Consider the following 16,262-nt stretch of genomic DNA (forward strand, 5'->3'; position numbering starts at 1 on the left):
GCCCGCCCGCCCGGCTCAGCGGAACGCGTCGATCAGCGAAGCGTTCGCCAGCCAGATCGCGTGCTTGGCCGACTCAGTGCCGTGCAACGAGTTGACCATCACGAAGTCGTGCGTGATCCCGCCGAACCGCACGTTCGCGGTCGGCACCCCGGCCTCGCGCAGCCGAGCGGCGAACGCCTCGCCCTCGTCGCGCAGCACGTCGGCCTCGCCCGTGATGATGAGGGTGTCGGGCAGGCCCGCGAGCTGGTCGAGGCTCGCCTGCAGCGGAGATGCCGTGATCTCGGCGCGCTGGGCCTCGTCGAGGGTGTACTGATCCCAGAACCAGCGCATCCCCTCGCGGCCGAGGAAGTAGCCCACCTCGAACTCGTCGTACGACTCCGTGTCGAAGGCCGCATTCGTCACCGGGTAGAAGAGCACGAGCTTCGAGATCGCGACATCGCCGCGCTGCTTGGCGAGAAGCGCGACCGCGATCGCCATGTTGCCGCCGACCGAGTCGCCCGACACCGCGAGCCGGCGCGCATCCAGACCCTTGCTGGCGCCGTCGGTGACGATCCACTGCGCGGCGGCGTACGACTGCTCGATCGCGACGGGGTACTTCGCCTCGGGCGAGCGGTCGTACTCGGGAAAGACGACGGCCGCGTTCGAGCCGATCGCGAGGTCGCGCACGAGGCGGTCGTGGGTGTGGGCGTCGCCGAACACCCAGCCGGCGCCGTGGATGTACAGGATGACCGGCAGGTCGCCCTGGGCGTCGAGCGGCTTGACGATCCGCAGCTTCACCGTGCCGGTGGGGCCGCCGGGGATGTCGATCCACTCGTCCTGAACCTCGGGCTTGTCGATCGGCGAGTCCTGCACCGAGTCGACGGCCTTGCGACCCTCCTCGGGGGTGAGCTGGTAGAGGAACGGGGGAGTGGATGTCGCGTCGGCGAACTCCTGCGCGGCGGGTTCGAGCGCGATGTTCTTCGGGTTTCCGGCCATGATGCCTCCAGTGTCGAGTGACGTGTGACCCTCAGAGTCGCAAGGGGCCCGATGGGGCGTCATCCGTGACCTGACGTAACCTCTCGGCCAGCGGGGTGGCAGACGGGCAGGCCGGCACGGGCGGCACGGCGGCGCGGCGGCATGACGGCAGCCCAACAGCCCGGCACCGCTCGACGCGAGCAGACCTCTCGCCTAAGATGGTGACATGTCACTCACCATAGCTTCGCGCGCCGGCGGAGGGCCCCTGATCGGGCGCTCGGCCGAACTCGAGGAGCTCCGTGGCGCGGTCATCCACTCGGAGCCGGTGGGAGTCGCGGTCCTGGTGGAGGGCGAAGCCGGCATCGGCAAGTCCTCCCTCCTCGCCGAGATCACCAGCCGGGCCGCCGACGCCCACTACCGGGTGCTCACCTGCACGGGCTTGGAGCGAGCCTCTCCGGTCGGGTACGCCGCCCTGCACCAGATGCTGCGGCCGCTGCTCCGCCACCGAAACCGTCTTCCCCACCGCCAGCGCGAGGCTCTGGAATCGGCCTTCGGCCTGGCCGACGGCTCCTCGCCCGACCGGCTGCTCGTGAGCGTCGCCGCCCTGGGCCTGCTCGAGGAGGTGGCGTCGTCGACGCCCCTGTTCATCGCGGTCGAAGACCTGCAGTGGGTCGACAAGTCCACGCAGCACGTGGTGGAGTTCATCGGTCTCCGCCTGGGCGGCTCGCAGGTGTCCCTCGTCGCCACGACCCGCCCCGCGTGGAACGGCGGGCCCGGGTTCCAGGGTCTCGAACGGATGCTCCTGGGTCCCCTCGACGACGCCGCCTCACGAGAGCTGCTCGCCGAGGTGGCGCCCGACCTCAGCGAGGCACAGCGGGTCCGCGTGCTGCGCGAGGCCGGCGGCAACCCGTTGGCGCTCCGCGAACTGGCGATCGCGGTCAGCGGGCCGGCCCGGCGGACCGGGCTCCGCAGCGTCATCCCGACCACCCAGCGGCTGGAACAGGCGTTCCTCGGCCAGCTCGTCGACGTGCCCGAGCGCAGCCGCACGCTGTTGCTGCTCGCGGCCGTCGCCGACGACTCCCGCATGCTCGACGTGCTCGACGCGGCCCGGCTGCTGGGGCTCGACCTGGGCGACCTCGCCCCGCTCGAGACCGCCGGCATGCTGCGTGTGGTCGACGAGCGGCCGCACTTCCGCCACCCCCTGCTCCGCGCCGCCATCCTGGGCGCCTCGCCGACCGAGGCTCTGCAGCGGGCGCACTCGGTGCTGGCGCAGACGGTTCGCGACCCGGCCCGCGCCGCCTGGCACAAGGCGGCCTCGACCTTCGAACGCGACGACGTCGTCGCCCAGGATCTGGAGCACGCCGGGGCTCAGGCCCAGCTGCGCGGAGCTCTCGTCGAGGCCGCCGCGGCCTACCACCGCGCCGCCGAACTCTCCGAGTCGAACGACGGCCGCTCCGCCCGACTCGCGCGGGCCGCCGACGTCTCGCGCGCGGCCGGTCTCGGCGCCGAAGCCCTCGAGTCGGTCGAGGAGGCGGAGCGGATCGCCACCCGCCCCGAGACGATCACCCTCCTGGCCACCACCCGCAACGGCCTGGCCCTGACGACCGGCTTGACCGGGCACTCCCCGGCGGACATCGATCGGACGATCGCGCGCCTCAAGGGCCCCGAGAACGCCGACCGCCGGATGGACGTGCTCTGGGCCGCCGCCATGACCGTCCGAGGCCGCAATCTCCCGCCGGCCGAGTGGCGCAAGGTCGAGCGGCAGGTGCGGGCGATCCACACCCAGAACCCGCTCAAGCCCATCATCCTGGCCCTGATGTCCCCGCTCGGTCAGGTCGACGAGGATGTGCGCTCCGCGCTCCCGCAGCTCATCCCGCAGCTCGATCAGTCGCCGATCGGGATGCTCAGCCTCGCGATCGCCGCGGAGTCGCTGCACGACATCGAGACAGCACTGACCTGTTGGGGGCTCGCCCGCGAACGCTTCCACGAGCGCGGCGCCCCGGCCGACGAGGCGCAGGCGCTGCGCGGCAAGGCGACCCTGCTGATGCTCCGCGGCCGCATCAAGGAGGGGCTCGCCGAGGCCGAGTTCGCGGCCCGGATGGCGCGGGACACCGCGCAGCCCCTCGTCGAAGGGATGTGCATCGCCACGATCGCCCGGGGCTACGCGACCCTCGGCGACTCGGAGCTGACCGCGGCCACCCTGCAGCGTCAGCACGAGCTCGCCGCGATGCATCCATTGGCCATGGCCACCGCGGATGCGCGGTGGGCCGCCGGGATCGTCGCGCTCTCGGAGAACCGGTACCGGGACGCGCTCATCGACCTCACCCACGTGACCGTCCACCCGACCCGGGGCCTGTGGGCGATCGCCGACCGCACCGAGGCGGCCGTGCGGGCCGACCGGGCCGACACCGTGCGGGACAGCGTCGACGCCGCGGAGGGAGCCGCTCGGGCCTACCGCTCTCCCTTCCTGGGTTCCCTGGTCGCACGCAGCAAGGCGCTGCTGTCGGATGCGGAGGGCAACGCGAAGGATGCGGAGCAGCACTTCGCGGCCGCGATCGGGATGGGCGAGTTCAGCGAATCGCCCTTCTCGCTGGCCCGCACCGAGCTGCTGTTCGGCGAGTGGCTGCGCCGGGAGCGGCGGCCGGTCGAGGCCCGCCCGCACCTCAAGCGGGCGATGGACACCTTCGACTCGAGCTCGGCCACCGGCTTGGCCGAGAGGGCGGCGGCCGAACTGCGGGCGGCGGGCGAGGCACCGCGCCGCGGTCCCGCGGCGGCCGAGCTCTCGCCGCTCACCCCGCAGGAACTGCAGGTCGCTCTCCTGGCGGCCAGGGGCATGAGCAACAAGGAGATCGCCGACCGCGTGTACCTCTCGCACCGCACGGTGAGCACGCACCTCTACAAGACCTTCCCGAAGCTCGCGATCTCGAGCCGGTCGCAGCTGCGGGATGCCCTCGAAGAGGGAGGATATTTCAAGTGAGTACATCCGATCGACCGAGCCCGCCTGAAGGCTCTCCCTACTCGCTGATGAGCGACGAGCAGATCCGGGCCTGGTACGCCTACATGAAGGTTCAGCTGCGGCTCCGCTACGAGATGAACCGGCAGCTGCAGGCCGACAGCGACCTCTCGCTTCCCGACTACGACATCCTGGTCGCGCTCACGAGCGAGCCGTCGGGCACCATGCGGATCGCGGCGCTCGCGACCCGGCTGGGCTGGGAGCGCAGCCGCACCTCGCACCACGTGCGGCGGATGCAGCAGCGGTCGCTCCTCGAGACCAGCACGGGTGTCGACGACCGCCGCGCCACCGACGTGCGGCTGACCGCTGAGGGATGGCGGGCGTTGCACGCCGCGACCCCGTCGCACGTCGAGCTCGTGAAATCGATCTTCCTGGATGCGCTCGACGAGTCAGACCTCGAACAGCTCGCCGGCATCATGGAGCGCGTCTATGAGCAGCTCATCGAGCACGGGACCCTGCCGCGGCCGAACGATCACCCCTGAGCTGAGCGGTCGGCCTCGCCCCGGTCATCCTGGTTCGCCCCGGTCATCCCGCCTCGCCGGGCCGCCGTCGGCCGTGCGGCTGAGCTGGTCACGGGATGCGACGACCACCGTGGCCGCGCAGATGATCGCCCCGAGGGCGACGACGCCGACCGGGTGCAACTGCTCCGTCGCGAGCGGAAGAAGCGCCGCGATCGCCGCCGATGGGAGGAGTACCCGCGCGCGCAGGGCGCCCTCCGGCATCAGTTGCGCGTTGACGCCCCACAGCGACACGAGGAAGGCCGCGATCGGCAGAGTGACCGCCGCCCCCATCACCCAGGGTGGGATGACGCTGTGCCCGTCGCTCGATGCGACCGCGACCTCGAGACCGGCGCCCAGCATGGCGAGGGCGGCGAACACCACGTAGTGCCCATAGGCCCAGATGTACGAGAACCGTCGGCGCAGGGCCAGGCCCTCGGCCGACGGCTGGAGATAGTAGAGCCACCACAGCGCGAACAGCGTCACGACCGCGGAGAGCGCGACGACCGTCAGCTCCGGGCTCGGTCCGTTCTCGGTGATCGAGCGCTGGAAGCCGGTCATCGCCGCGAGCACGCTCTCGCCCAGCAGGATGATGGTGAACAGACCGAAGCGTTCGGCGATGTGACCGGGGTTCCAGCCCGGGTCGCCGACCCTCGCAGCCCAGAGCGGAACCGCGAGCTCGAGCACGATGAGAACCACCGAGAGCCAGAGCCCCCACGGTTCGGACACGAGGAGCCGTGCCAGCCAGCAGAGCTGCAGCGTGCCGTAGCCGACGATCGTGCGCACGGCACCGCGGCGGTGTGCGGGGTCGGCGGAGGCCGCTCGCACCCACTGGGCGATCAAGCCGACCCGCATCACGAAGTAGCCGAAGATGAGAACCGCGTAGTCGCCGTCCTCGAAGGCAGCCGGAACACCGGAACCCAGGATGAGCACCCCGACCATCTGCACCATCGTCGTGATGCGGTAGAGCGCGTCGTCGTTGTCGTAGCCCGACGAGAACCAGGTGAAGTTCATCCAGGCCCACCAGATCGCGAAGAAGGTGAGCCCGAACGGGATGAGGGTCGACTGCACCTCTCCCTCCTCGATGCCGTGCACGAGTTGGGCGACCGCCTGCGCGATCGCCACGACGAAGGTCAGGTCGAAGAGCAGCTCGAGGGGAGAGGATGCGCGGTCGCTCTCGTCGATGCGTCGCGCGACCAGCGGCACGCGGAACTTCACCGCCATGGGCTCGGGGAGTCGTCGCGCATTGGGTGCCTTCCTTTGGAAGGTCAGCCTGCACGCTCACGGCGGTCGGAGAATCCGTCGTCTGACGTACGGTTCGGGTCAGACGCCTTCCGCGGGGCCGTGGCCCGGCAGGATGATCCGCGGATCGCGCAGGAGCGTGTAGCCCTCTCGGCGCGCCCGCTCGGCGTCCCAGTGCCACATGGGCTGCAGCATCTGCCGGCCCGAGGTCGTCGAGGTCGGATGTCCCGTGATGAGGGCGTCGCCGGTCACCAGGATCCCGTGTTCGGGCAGTTCGAACACGAGGTGGCCGGGCGTGTGTCCCGGGGTGAGGCGCGGGATGACCGTGTGCCCGCTGAACCGCACCGGGACATCCGGATCGAGCACCTGGATGCCGTCGCGCACGCCGGGATCCTTCAGTCCGCCGGCTCGCACGGCGTGGAGAGTCCAGGCGAGGTAGCGCGGCTGCCAGAGGTGCGGGACGATCTGGCCGATGCCGATCTGGTGGAGCTCGGCGCGGGTGATGTTGGGGATCTCCTCGCGGGCGGCCCAGACGGTGACGGCTGCCGTCTCGCCTCCGGTATCGGTGACGGTTCCGCCTCCGGTGCCGACTCCGATGCCGCCTCCCATTTCGGTGAGCCGGCGCACCGAGCCGATGTGGTCGGAGTGCCCGTGCGTCACCAGGATGTTCCGCAGCGGGGCGCCGCCGGCCGCCTCGGCCAGCGAGTCGTCGACCAGGTCCGCGTCGGCGGGGTAGCCCGTGTCGATCAGCGTCGCGCTGCCCTCCCCGACGAGAACGACCCAGTTCGACGCGGGCCCTTCGGTGAAGAACACCCCGGGGGCGACCTCGCGTGTGGTGCGTGCGTTCATCCTGAGTTCCCCCTACGACCGGGGTTTCTCGAGAACCCGGGAGATCAGATCCTTCGCGTCCGAGCTCGTGCTCGTCGAGAGGTCGATCGCCATCACCGTGTTGATGAGCATCCCGCGGGCGAGGAAGGTCTCGGCCTCGTCGGCCGAGAGCTTCGCGGTGTGCAGCAGGAAACCGAGCAGTTCTTCGAACCCCGCCCGGGCGGCGGGCCCGACCGCCGGGTCGGCGCTCGCCGCGAAGGCCTGAAGCAGGATGAGGTGCACCTGCTCCTTCTGGGCCAGAGCGACGTAGGCCGCGCCCAGCGCCCGGAGCGGCTGGTCGGGGTTCTCGTCGAGGGCGACTCGGAAGGCGCTCATGATGCGGTCGAGCGACTGGCGGATCACCTCGATGAAGAGGGCCTCCTTGCCGCCGAACATGCGCACCACGTAGGGCTGGCTGATGCCGGCGGCCCGGGCGATCTGGTCGGTGCTGGCCCCGAAGTAGCCCCGGGCGGCGAAGACGCTCGTGGCGGCGTCGATGGTGAGCGCACGCCGCTCGGGGCCGGGAACGCGGGGCACGGGATCGGTCACTCGGCCACTGTACCGGCGGCCACTGTGTCGGTGGCCACCGTGCTAGTGGCCGCTGCACCCGCGGCCCCCGTGCCCGCGGCCCCCGCACCCGAGGCCTGGCTCGCGGCCTGGTGCGCGACACGGCGACCAGCCCGACGCGTGGCGACGAACAGGAGCCCGGCGGCCGCGACGTTCCACGCCACGAGCACCAGCACCGGTCCGAGCGTGTTGGTGCCGCCGAAGTACCCCACGCTCACGATGAGCCGAAAGGCCGCACCCTGGGGGAGCAGCTCACCCAGAGTCGCCACCACGGGCGGCATCAGGAAGGGGCTCACCGTGGCTCCGCCGGTCGCGTTGCCCGCGACCGTGAACAGCAGGGTCGAGATCACGTTGCCGATAGGCCCGATCGCCGCCGCGATCGCCATGGTCGAGATCGACACGGCCGCCGACAGCAGCGCGAGGCCCGGGATGACCACCCACAGGCTGGCCGGAACGGCGCCCAGCACGGGGCCGGCGATGACGGCCGTGACCGCGGCGCTGACGACCGCGCCTCCTGCGACGGCGATGATCCGAGCGCGAAGGGTCAAGAACGCCATGGCGGTCAGGATCTGCGCCAGGATGAACGCGGCCAACGTCACCCCGAACACCAGGTAGAAGCTCGAGAGCCCCTGCCGGTCGTACTGAACGAGGGGCACCACGTCGGTGGTCGACTGCACGGGCAGGCCCGCCGCATCCGCCAGCCCGTCGATCAGGCCGGTGGCGGCCATCGTCACGCTGCGGCCGTTCGCGCCGGCGGTGTAGACGTCGAGGCCGGTCGCACTCGGGATGAAGGCGGCGACGGCGTCCTGGCTGCGCAGGAGGTCTTGCGCTTCGGCCGCGGTGCCGACGACCGTCACCTCGGCCTTGTCGCCCCAGGCGGACTGAGCGGATGCGGCGAGCTCCTGACTGGTGGTGACGACGGGCACGTCGAGCGGCGCGGGGTCGCGCTGGAGGCTCAGATAGATGCCGACGAACGCCGATGCGACGAGCGCCGACAGGATGATCTGGATCGCCAGGATGGGCAGCGCCTTCGACCGGGTGGCCGGGCGGTCGTGGGTGGGGTGGTGGGTCACGATGGTCTCCTTTGTAATCATCACATTATCACTTAGGTAATGTATCAATGCATAACGTAGAGAGAGACCGGACTATTCCCGCCCGACGCGACCGGCGTCAGAACTGGATGAGGTCCCGCCCGGCCAGCGGCCCGCCCGGGAACTGATGGAGCCGCCCGCCGTCGCGGAGCGAGCCGAGGTCGATCGCTTCGAACCCGAGCGCCGTGACGAACTGCCCGACGGCCGCCTTCGCATCCGCGTCGTCGCCCGAGAAGAAGATCACCCTCGTGCCCTGACCCACCTGAGGTGAGCTGCCGAGAACGGCCGGGCTGAGGGTGTTGAAGGCCTTGATCACCCGTGCCCCCGGAGCGTGCGTGGCCACGATCTCGCTCGAGGTCGAGTCGCCCAGGTCGAAGGGCACGAAGGTCGGCGCCTCGATCGGGTTCGTGGTGTCGATGAGGATCTTGCCGGTCCAGCTGTCCACCTGCCCGAGGGCTTCGGGAACGTGACTCCAGGGCACGGACACGACGACGATGTCCTCCTCGCTCGCGGCCTGGGCGGTTCCGGCGACCGCCGATCCGCCGATCCGGCCCGCGAGCTCCTGAAGCGACTCCGGTCCGCGGCTGTTGCTGAGGGTGATCCGGTCGATGCCGGCCGCTGCCGCCCGAGTCGCGATCGCGGTGGCGATGGCTCCGGCGCCGATCAGTCCGAGTGTCGTCATGGTCATCCCTAGGGGGTCGTGGTGCTTCGTGTGAGCTGGCCCGGCGAGAGTGCAGCGGGTCAGTGACGAAGATCCCGCACCGCGCCCAGCCGCGCCATACGTCAACTCACGGATGTGCCCGGGTGCCCTTTCCGCGATGCTGATCAGCACGGGCCTTTCCGGTTCGAGACCCCAGGAGACACGCAATGCAGAAATCAGCCGGCAGCACGGATGGCGGTCTGCTGCTCGAGGCGCAGAACCTCACGAAGGCCTACCCCGCGGCGGACGGCTCATCGGTCGAGGTCCTGCGCGATGTCTCCCTCACCGTGGGTCAGGGCGAATTCGTCGCCATCGTCGGGCCGAGCGGATCGGGCAAGTCGACGCTGCTGTACTGCCTCGCCGGGCTGGAGCCCTACACCTCCGGCAGGGTGCTCCTCCGTGGAAGGCAGCTCGACCAGCTCGCGCCCAAGGCGCTCGCCGCGATCCGGCGCGACGAGGTGGGCTTCGTGTTCCAGTCGTTCAACCTCATCCCGTCGCTCACCGCTCACCAGAACGTGGCGCTGCCCGCACGACTCGCGCACCGGGCCGTCTCCGCATCCGCCGTCGACGAGGTGCTCGCCTCGGTCGGGCTGCAGGGCCGTGAGGGATTCCGCCCCGGACAGCTCTCGGGCGGCCAGCAGCAGCGCGTCGCGATCGCCCGGGTTCTGGCGGCGAGCCCGTCGCTCGTGTTCGCCGACGAGCCGACCGGGGCCCTCGACACCCAGGCGGGTGCCGCGGTGCTCGAGCTGCTCCGCCGCGTCGCCGGGGGAGAGCGCTCGGTCGTGATGGTCACTCACGACCTCGAGGCGGCCGCGCGGGCCGACCGCGTGCTCGTGCTGCGCGACGGGATGGTGCACCGCGAACTGCTGCGCCCCACCGCGAGCGAGGTGCTCGAGGCGCTGACCGCGGCGGCGGATGAGGCGTCGCGATGATCCGGCTGGTCTTCCGCGATCTGGTGACCAACGTGCCCATCTGGCTCGGGGCGCTCGTCGTCACTGCAGCCGCGGGTGCGGCCGTCTCGGTCGCGGCCGGCCTCATCACCTCGGGTCTCGGACTCGACTTCGTGTATCTGGCGGGGCTCACGACCCTCGCGTCGATCTCCACCGTGCTGACGATCATCTCGATCGTCGCCGTCCTGGGCACGGTCGCGCGCTTGACGGTCGACCTGCAGCGCCGAAGCTATGCGCTCTGGCAGCTCGTGGGCGTCTCGGCGGCGCGGGTCACGTGGATCGTGCGGGCACAGCTGACCATCGTCGCCCTGCTCGGGTCGGCGCTCGGCACGCTCATCGCGGCCGCGTTCATCCCCGCCATCCTCCGCTTCGGGCTCTCGGATTCGTCCGGCCTGCAGGAGATCGAGCCCCGAACCCAGCCGATCGCCCAGCTCATCGTCATCCTGTTCGTCACCGCGGTCGTCGTGCTGGGAGGCCTGAAGGCGTCGAGACGCGCTGGGCAGGTGCGCGCCATCGAGGTGCTTCGGGATGCCGACAGGGGAGCGGCCCGGATGGGGGTCGCGCGGTGGATCCTGCTCGCGCTCACCCTGGCTCTGGCGCTCCTCTCGACCTGGAGCGTCGGCAAGAGCGCGGGCGGCGGCGCCGGGCAGCTCCTGCTCATCGGCCCTCTCTACACGGCGGTCGCGGTCTCGGCGATCCCGCTCGTCGCACCTCCCTTGCTGCGGGGGTGGACGAAGGTCATCCCCGATCGGTTCTCGAGCGCGTGGTTCCTGGCGCGCAACGCGGCCTCGTTCAGCGTGGGCCGCAGCACGGCCACGATCAGCGCGCTCGTCGTCACGATCGCCCTGCCCGGCAGCTTCTACGCCGCGTTCACCACGAACGGCAACTTCGTGACGGCATCCACCGGCGAGTCCATGGGAGCCCTTGGGCCCGGCAGCTTCCTCATCCTGCTCGGCGGCCCGCTGCTGGTGTCTCTGGCCGGAGCGACGGCGACCGTGCTGATGGCGACCCGCACCCGTGAGCAGGAGACGGCGCTGGTGCAGGCCGCCGGTGGTGGTCGTGGGCTGGTGCTGCTGCGGGCGACGTGGGAGGCGGTCATCCTCGTCGTGACGGCGGCCCTCATCTCCGTGGGCGTGCAGCTCGTGACGGGTGTGGGAATGGCGCTCAGTCTCAGCCGCATCACCGCGACGGTGCCGTCGTTCGGGTTCGGGCCGGCGGCGATCGCGGCGGCCGTCTGCATCCTCGCGGTCACGGCGGCCAGTGCGCTGCCCGTGGCCTCGGCCTTGCGTCGCCCGGTCAGGGCCGTGCTCGCGGCGGAGTGAGCCGGCCTCGCTGCGTTACTCGAACATCCTGATTCGACAACAAGAAAGGACACCACCATGTCAGTCATCGCCGTAATCGGTACCGGTCGGGTAGGGCTCGCTTTCGCCGAGGCCGCGGTCGCAGCCGGGCATCAGGTCGTTCTGGCCAACTCGCGGGGCCCCGAGACGCTGACGGATGCCGTCGCGACGCTCGGCGCGTCGGCGACGGCCGACACCGTCGAGGGCTCGGCGGCCCGGGCCGACCTCGTGCTGCTCGCCGTGCCGCTCCACAGCTACGCCGACCTCCCGCCGGCGGCGCTGAACGGTCGCATCGTGATGGATGCGGGCAACTACTACACCGACTGGTCGGGTCACATCCAGGAGCTCGACGACGAGACCACGACCACGTCGGAGCGCTTTCAGTCCCTCTTCCCGGCGGCTCGGGTGGTCAAGGCGTTCAACAGCATCTACGCCGAGGACATCGCAGCCGATGCGCGGCCGGGTGGCGCAGCGGTGCGCGCGCTCCCGGTCGCGAGTGACGATGCTGCGGCGAAAGAGGTCGTCACGCAGCTCATCGAGAGCATCGGCTACGAAGTCGTGGATGCGGGCCCCCTCAGCGAGGGCTGGCGCTTCCAGCGCGGCACGGCGGCGTATGTGGTGCCGCTGACCCGCGCCGAGTTGGTCGAGGCGCTGGCGCAGGCGCGGCGGTACCGCGACATGGCGTCGAGCGACGTGACGACGGCGCGGACGCACCAGGTGCCGGGGAGTGACGCGTAGCGGGTGGGTGCTCTTCCCGGCGCCATCGCCTCGCCAGTACCCTGACAACGCACCGGCGAACCACTCCGCCCGCGTCGAAGGAGAGCAACGGATGAGACCCCTGCGCTACGGAATCAACGTCACCCTAGACGGTTGCGTGCATCACGAGGCGGGCATCGCCCCCGACGAAGAGTCGATGCGCTTCTGGACCGCCCAGATCGCCCGAGCGGATGCGGTGCTCTATGGCCGTGAGACCTACCAGATGATGGAGTCGGCTTGGCGCCGGCCGGCCTCGGGTGCGTGGCCTGACTGGATGACCGAGCGGGACATCCCCTTCGCCGAAACCCTCGACGCAGCGAAGAAGTACGTCGTCTCGAGCACCTTGCCCGAGGTCGACTGGAACGCCGAGCTCGTGCGCGGCGACCTGGAGCAGGCGGTGCGAAGCCTCAAGGGAGAGCCGGGGGAGGGCCTGTCCGTCGGCGGAGTCACGTTGCCGCTGGCCCTGGCCGACCTCGGCCTGATCGACGAGTACGCGTTCGTCATCCATCCGGTGATCGCAGGGCGCGGCCCGACCCTGTTTGCAGGCCTCCACGAGAGGCTGAAGCTCGAGCTCATTGATCGCCAGGAGTTCCGGTCTGGTGCCGTGGCGCTGATCTATCGTCCCGCAGGCGGCGGACTGGCTACCTAGCGGAATGCGCCGGCCGTCACCAACCGAAACGCACGTCCCAGCGGTAGCCTCGTTTCATGTCTCTGCTGGCTCGCATCGTCGTAAACCCGGAGGTCGTGCACGGCCGGCCGGCCGTTCGCGGCACCCGCGTCCGGGTGACCGATGTGCTTTCGCTTCTCGCGGCGGGTGCGTCCGAGGCCGAAATTCTCGATGACTACCCGTACCTGACGGCGTACGACATCCGGGCCTGCCTCGCCTATGCGGCCGCGCAGGCCGACCACCCGATCCTGCTCGCGTCTTAGTTCGTGCGTTTCCTCGTCGACGCTCAGCTGCCGCCGGCGATGATCGAGGCCGGTGACCTCGTCGAACTCCGCTGAGCAATATCGCGGCGGTAACGGGTCTCATCGACCCGCACGGTGCGAACCCAGGCGTTTAGAGCCACCTCAGCGCCCCCGCTCCTCCAGAAACGCACTCACCTGCCGATGCGTCTCGGTGAGTCGCTCGATCCGCTCCGCCAGCCCCGCCCGCACCTGCACGAGCTGTTGCGCGAGCGCGTCGTGCGCATCCGCCGGCGCCTCCCCGGTGCAGGCCAGCACCGACACCACGACCTCGCGCGGAAAGTCCATGCCGAAGAGCAAGTGGATGATCTCGGCACGTTCCACCGTCGAGTCGTCGTAGTCGCGATACCCGTTCGACTCGCGGCGAGCAGAGATGAGCCCGTGCTGCTCGTAGTACCGCAGCGATCGCGCGCTCACACCGCTGCGCCGGCTGACCTCGCCGATCTTCATCGTGCGTTTGACCTTGACATGATGTCAGAGTCTAGCGTGACGGTGTTCGGGCGAGATCCGCCGGAACACGAAGGATGTCTGATGCGATCAACTGTCACGGCCGCCGGCCGAACCCGCTCGTTCACGGTGATCGGGGAGCCCGACGGTGCCGAAGACCGCGCCCTCGTGCTGGTCTTCCACGGCTCGAAGCAGGACGGTGAGGTCCACCGCCGTTTCACGGGAGGCGCCCTCGACCGTCTCGCGACTGAAAATCGTGCGGTAGTCGTTTACCTCGACGGCTACCGCGGCAACTGGAACGACGCCCGCGCCGAGAGTTCCTTCCCAGCCCGCCTCGAGCAGGTGGATGACGTCGCGTTCGCGCGTGCCGTGGTCGACTCCGTGCGCCGATCCCACCGCGTCGACGTGCGCCGGGTCGTCGGCGTCGGCTACTCCAACGGCGGCCAGATGGTCTTCCGCCTCATCCACGACGCACCGGATCTCCTGACGGGCGCGGTCGTCGTGGCAGCGACCATGCCCGATCGGGACGGCTTCCTCGGCCCCTTCTCGGAGACGACGAAGCACCCCATCCCCGTCACTCTCGTGGCCGGCACAGCGGATCGCATCGTTCCCTACAAGGGCGGCCGGATGGCGTGGTGGGCGCGTGCGATATTCAAGGTCGGGGGAGTGGCGCTCTCCGCGCCGGCCACGGCCGAGTACTTCGCTCGTCGCAATGGCGTCACCGCCGTCCCCACGGTCGTGGACGTCCCGGCATCGCCCGGCATGCGCCGCCGCCCGCGGACGGAGGAGACAACGTACCGCGAGCCGGGCCGCCCGCCCGTCACCTTTTACACGGTGCACGGCGGCGGCCACACCGTTCCGGCGGCGAAACCGGCGCCCGCCGTTCTTGGACGAACGGGGGCAGGTCGCCGCATCGACGACATCGTTCTCGACACCGTGGGCGCACTCAACCAATCTGCGTGAGGTGAGTCGTCTCGCAGTCGGCCGGGTGCCAACTAGTTATCGGGTCCGGCGGCTGACTTAGAAGGGTTCGTCCACGCTCGGAATGATCTCGTGAAGCGACCCGTCTTCGCTCGTGCGCATGAGGCGGACCGGGCCGGATTCCTCGCGGAGCTCGGCGAGGCGCTTGAGCTGAGCGACTTCGGCATCCGCCAGCTCATTGAAGAACGCCTCGGCCTCAGGGTTCTCGGCAGGTACCTGACTTCGTGTACTGACCTTGCCGCGGAAGACGTCGTACTCGATTTCGAATCCAGGACCCACCTCGCGCGCAAGGAGTCGCGCCAGTCGCTCGCCCTCCGCAACGTGAGCTCCGGCCAGCGCTTCGCTCTTGAAGCCCCGAGTCTGCAGATCGAGGGACGCGTAGAAGGAGCTGTCCCATTCCTGCAGCGCGGTCACGAGCTCGTCGCTCAGTCGAGTCTTTTCGTAAGCAACCGGCCCCATGAACCAGACCACGGATGGGGCGTAGTCCGAAAAGAGGCGGATCGTCGTCCTGCGCTGCACGCGCTGATCACTGGTCACGGCCCGAGCGTATCGCCCGGAGCGTCGACCTGCACGAAGGGCGAAGTGCACGCGATGACGGTGTCTCCGGCCTATTTCATGTCGAACTCGGCCGTCAGGCCTTCCCGCCGCGTCTTGCTGAAGTGGTCGTCGATGCGCTTGGCAACACCGTCCGTGATCTTGTCCGTCATCTTCCCGGCAAGGATGACCAATCCAGCCGCAGCGGCCGTCACCGCGGCGGACGCGACGTACCCGATCAGATCCACGGTGCCCTCCTGTGGCGAGGGTACCAGCGGACGCTCGTGCTACGTCGAGAAGGAAAAGCGCTGTCGCGTCTCGGCTATTCACCCACGTTGAACGTCGGTCCGACCGCCACTCTCCTATCTGCTCAAGTCGGCTCGTTCGCGTCGGAATGATTGCCCGGACCATCTCCAAAGGGGTCGGGCCGTGAGAAGAATGAGCACCGCAAACAGGCTCTGACTGATCACGCCGAACAACGAGAGTCCGCCGACCATAACGAAGACGGTCCAGTTCACCGCGATGTCGGCGATGATCACGGCGATGCCGAGCACGATGCCGGAGCGCCGTCGGAAGATGATCAGCCCGGCGGTGGCCGGATCCAGGATCGTCAGCGACACCCAGAACAGCCGGACGCCGGAAGGGAAGTCGCTGTAGGCATTCAAGCCGCTGACGATCAGATCCGCCGTGTGAGTGGTTGTTCCCACGAGGAAGCCGAGCACCCACACGACTTGGAATACTCTGAGCGCTCGCGCTGATGCGGCGGGAGCGATCACGCGCTCATGTTACTGACCCGGATGGTGCCGCCGAGTCCTTCTTTTAGTCCACGAAAGCGTCGAACGTCTCCTTGATCCAGAGGTCGTCGGCGCAGTCCTCTGAGCAGGCGCGGTGGTCGTAGACCATCTCGCTGCGGGGCACCCGGATGCCGCATTGCCGGCAGCGCCGGAGCCGGCCGCTGAACCGCTCGTGCACACTCACAGCGGCACCGCCCCGACGTACTTGCGCAGGGCCGCGCAGACCACTGCATTTATGTCCTCGCCTCGTGCCGCGGCAATAAGACGAGCCGTCCGTTCGAGCTGGTCGGGAACCCCGACGATCAGCTCTATTTTGCTGGCTGTCATAGAGCAATTCTAGAGGGTGTGGCCACACCAGACAAGTGTAAAATGATGATTGCTCGTTCGGTTTCTGAGAGACTGACGACGTGCCGAATCAGCCTAAGACACCCAAGCGAGGGTTTCGCATTCCTACTGATCTCTACGAAGCCGCCCAGGCAAGGGCCGCGAGTGAAGGGCGGACAGTCAGTGATGTCGTGCGTGACGCGCTCACTCGCTACGTACAGGATGTGACCGACTCGGGA

The 16,262-nt window shown here is 69.4% G+C and carries 18 protein-coding genes and 1 pseudogene; 8 read left to right on the forward strand and 11 right to left on the reverse strand.

Translation table 11 applies throughout. The features are described 5' to 3' along the window. Nucleotides 1-15: 15 nt before the first annotated feature. The gene (locus HSO01S_RS13425) at nucleotides 16-975 is read right to left on the reverse strand and encodes an alpha/beta hydrolase (RefSeq protein WP_066042267.1); all 960 of its coding nucleotides are present in this window, start codon (nucleotides 973-975) and stop codon (nucleotides 16-18) included. A gap of 205 nt (nucleotides 976-1,180) precedes the next feature. On the opposite strand from HSO01S_RS13425, the gene HSO01S_RS13430 reads away from it, so the two are divergent. Together HSO01S_RS13430 and HSO01S_RS13435 are read left to right on the forward strand one after the other, a co-directional pair. Next, the gene (locus HSO01S_RS13430) at nucleotides 1,181-3,931 is read left to right on the forward strand and encodes an AAA family ATPase (protein WP_066042270.1); all 2,751 of its coding nucleotides are present in this window, start codon (nucleotides 1,181-1,183) and stop codon (nucleotides 3,929-3,931) included. Continuing rightward, nucleotides 3,928-4,449, forward strand: a complete 522-nt coding sequence (locus HSO01S_RS13435; protein ID WP_245636007.1) for a MarR family winged helix-turn-helix transcriptional regulator — start codon at nucleotides 3,928-3,930, stop codon at nucleotides 4,447-4,449. The genes HSO01S_RS13430 and HSO01S_RS13435 overlap by 4 nt, the downstream gene beginning before the upstream one ends. Before the next feature lie 24 nt (nucleotides 4,450-4,473). Here HSO01S_RS13435 and HSO01S_RS13440 read toward each other — a convergent pair whose 3' ends face one another. From HSO01S_RS13440 to HSO01S_RS13460, 5 genes are all read right to left on the reverse strand, one after another. After that, nucleotides 4,474-5,688: a low temperature requirement protein A gene (locus HSO01S_RS13440; RefSeq protein ID WP_157079079.1), complete on the reverse strand. Its 1,215-nt coding sequence runs from the start codon at nucleotides 5,686-5,688 to the stop codon at nucleotides 4,474-4,476. 99 nt (nucleotides 5,689-5,787) lie between these two features. After that, on the reverse strand, nucleotides 5,788-6,555 hold the full coding sequence (locus HSO01S_RS13445; protein ID WP_066042276.1) for an MBL fold metallo-hydrolase: 768 nt from the start codon (nucleotides 6,553-6,555) through the stop codon (nucleotides 5,788-5,790). A gap of 12 nt (nucleotides 6,556-6,567) precedes the next feature. Next, nucleotides 6,568-7,122 carry a TetR/AcrR family transcriptional regulator gene (locus HSO01S_RS13450; RefSeq protein WP_066042279.1) on the reverse strand — a complete coding sequence of 185 codons (555 nt, stop codon included), beginning with the start codon at nucleotides 7,120-7,122 and terminating at the stop codon, nucleotides 6,568-6,570. Continuing rightward, nucleotides 7,119-8,213, reverse strand: a complete 1,095-nt coding sequence (locus tag HSO01S_RS13455; protein WP_066042282.1) for a hypothetical protein — start codon at nucleotides 8,211-8,213, stop codon at nucleotides 7,119-7,121. Before HSO01S_RS13455 ends, HSO01S_RS13450 begins: the two co-directional genes overlap by 4 nt. Before the next feature lie 97 nt (nucleotides 8,214-8,310). After that, the gene (locus tag HSO01S_RS13460) at nucleotides 8,311-8,913 is read right to left on the reverse strand and encodes an NADPH-dependent F420 reductase (protein WP_066042959.1); all 603 of its coding nucleotides are present in this window, start codon (nucleotides 8,911-8,913) and stop codon (nucleotides 8,311-8,313) included. 185 nt (nucleotides 8,914-9,098) lie between these two features. On the opposite strand from HSO01S_RS13460, the gene HSO01S_RS13465 reads away from it, so the two are divergent. The 5 genes and pseudogenes from HSO01S_RS13465 to HSO01S_RS13485 all read left to right on the forward strand — a co-directional run bounded on the left by HSO01S_RS13465 (nucleotide 9,099) and on the right by HSO01S_RS13485 (nucleotide 12,907). Then, on the forward strand, nucleotides 9,099-9,863 hold the full coding sequence (locus tag HSO01S_RS13465) for an ABC transporter ATP-binding protein (RefSeq protein WP_066042285.1): 765 nt from the start codon (nucleotides 9,099-9,101) through the stop codon (nucleotides 9,861-9,863). Further along, entirely contained in the window at nucleotides 9,860-11,203 is a 1,344-nt protein-coding gene (locus HSO01S_RS13470) for an FtsX-like permease family protein (RefSeq protein WP_066042287.1), read from the forward strand. The genes HSO01S_RS13465 and HSO01S_RS13470 overlap by 4 nt, the downstream gene beginning before the upstream one ends. 42 nt (nucleotides 11,204-11,245) lie before the next feature. After that, nucleotides 11,246-11,959: pseudogene (locus HSO01S_RS13475) on the forward strand (NADPH-dependent F420 reductase); the annotation flags it as partial. 91 nt (nucleotides 11,960-12,050) lie between these two features. Further along, the gene (locus HSO01S_RS13480; RefSeq protein WP_066042294.1) at nucleotides 12,051-12,626 is read left to right on the forward strand and encodes a dihydrofolate reductase family protein; all 576 of its coding nucleotides are present in this window, start codon (nucleotides 12,051-12,053) and stop codon (nucleotides 12,624-12,626) included. A gap of 56 nt (nucleotides 12,627-12,682) precedes the next feature. Continuing rightward, a complete protein-coding gene (locus HSO01S_RS13485) occupies nucleotides 12,683-12,907 on the forward strand; it encodes a DUF433 domain-containing protein (RefSeq protein WP_066042297.1) in 225 nt (74 codons plus the stop codon). 141 nt (nucleotides 12,908-13,048) lie between these two features. Here HSO01S_RS13485 and HSO01S_RS13490 read toward each other — a convergent pair whose 3' ends face one another. Next, nucleotides 13,049-13,393 (reverse strand): MerR family DNA-binding transcriptional regulator, encoded by a 345-nt coding sequence (locus tag HSO01S_RS13490; protein WP_066042299.1) that lies wholly within the window; start codon nucleotides 13,391-13,393, stop codon nucleotides 13,049-13,051. Nucleotides 13,394-13,474: 81 nt separating this feature from the next. Here HSO01S_RS13490 and HSO01S_RS13495 point away from each other — a divergent pair, with 81 nt between their 5' ends. Beyond that, nucleotides 13,475-14,353, forward strand: a complete 879-nt coding sequence (locus tag HSO01S_RS13495; protein WP_174522993.1) for a CE1 family esterase — start codon at nucleotides 13,475-13,477, stop codon at nucleotides 14,351-14,353. Nucleotides 14,354-14,410: 57 nt separating this feature from the next. On the opposite strand, the gene HSO01S_RS13500 is transcribed toward HSO01S_RS13495, so the two are convergent. The 4 genes from HSO01S_RS13500 to HSO01S_RS18805 form a co-directional block, all read right to left on the reverse strand. Then, nucleotides 14,411-14,908, reverse strand: a complete 498-nt coding sequence (locus HSO01S_RS13500; protein WP_066042303.1) for an immunity protein CdiI family protein — start codon at nucleotides 14,906-14,908, stop codon at nucleotides 14,411-14,413. Between the two features lie 71 nt (nucleotides 14,909-14,979). After that, nucleotides 14,980-15,153 carry a hypothetical protein gene (locus HSO01S_RS18800; RefSeq protein WP_157079080.1) on the reverse strand — a complete coding sequence of 58 codons (174 nt, stop codon included), beginning with the start codon at nucleotides 15,151-15,153 and terminating at the stop codon, nucleotides 14,980-14,982. A gap of 114 nt (nucleotides 15,154-15,267) precedes the next feature. Next, a complete protein-coding gene (locus HSO01S_RS13505; RefSeq protein WP_157079081.1) occupies nucleotides 15,268-15,681 on the reverse strand; it encodes a hypothetical protein in 414 nt (137 codons plus the stop codon). A 198-nt stretch (nucleotides 15,682-15,879) separates the two neighbouring features. Then, nucleotides 15,880-16,026: a hypothetical protein gene (locus HSO01S_RS18805; protein ID WP_157079082.1), complete on the reverse strand. Its 147-nt coding sequence runs from the start codon at nucleotides 16,024-16,026 to the stop codon at nucleotides 15,880-15,882. Between the last annotated feature and the right edge of the window lie 236 nt (nucleotides 16,027-16,262).

It is taken from the genome of Herbiconiux solani NBRC 106740, from assembly GCF_001571005.1.
Taxonomy (GTDB): domain Bacteria; phylum Actinomycetota; class Actinomycetes; order Actinomycetales; family Microbacteriaceae; genus Herbiconiux; species Herbiconiux solani.

Coding starts and splice junctions, on each gene's coding strand:
- HSO01S_RS13445 (WP_066042276.1), bottom strand. CDS start 6,555: ATGAACGCACGCACCACACGCGAGGTCGCCCCCGGGGTGTTCTTCACC.
- HSO01S_RS13430 (WP_066042270.1), top strand. CDS start 1,181: ATGTCACTCACCATAGCTTCGCGCGCCGGCGGAGGGCCCCTGATCGGG.
- HSO01S_RS13485 (WP_066042297.1), top strand. CDS start 12,683: ATGTCTCTGCTGGCTCGCATCGTCGTAAACCCGGAGGTCGTGCACGGC.
- HSO01S_RS13440 (WP_157079079.1), bottom strand. CDS start 5,688: ATGGCGGTGAAGTTCCGCGTGCCGCTGGTCGCGCGACGCATCGACGAG.
- HSO01S_RS13425 (WP_066042267.1), bottom strand. CDS start 975: ATGGCCGGAAACCCGAAGAACATCGCGCTCGAACCCGCCGCGCAGGAG.
- HSO01S_RS13465 (WP_066042285.1), top strand. CDS start 9,099: ATGCAGAAATCAGCCGGCAGCACGGATGGCGGTCTGCTGCTCGAGGCG.
- HSO01S_RS13480 (WP_066042294.1), top strand. CDS start 12,051: ATGAGACCCCTGCGCTACGGAATCAACGTCACCCTAGACGGTTGCGTG.
- HSO01S_RS13490 (WP_066042299.1), bottom strand. CDS start 13,393: ATGAAGATCGGCGAGGTCAGCCGGCGCAGCGGTGTGAGCGCGCGATCG.
- HSO01S_RS13495 (WP_174522993.1), top strand. CDS start 13,475: ATGCGATCAACTGTCACGGCCGCCGGCCGAACCCGCTCGTTCACGGTG.
- HSO01S_RS13460 (WP_066042959.1), bottom strand. CDS start 8,913: ATGACGACACTCGGACTGATCGGCGCCGGAGCCATCGCCACCGCGATC.
- HSO01S_RS18805 (WP_157079082.1), bottom strand. CDS start 16,026: ATGACAGCCAGCAAAATAGAGCTGATCGTCGGGGTTCCCGACCAGCTC.
- HSO01S_RS13470 (WP_066042287.1), top strand. CDS start 9,860: ATGATCCGGCTGGTCTTCCGCGATCTGGTGACCAACGTGCCCATCTGG.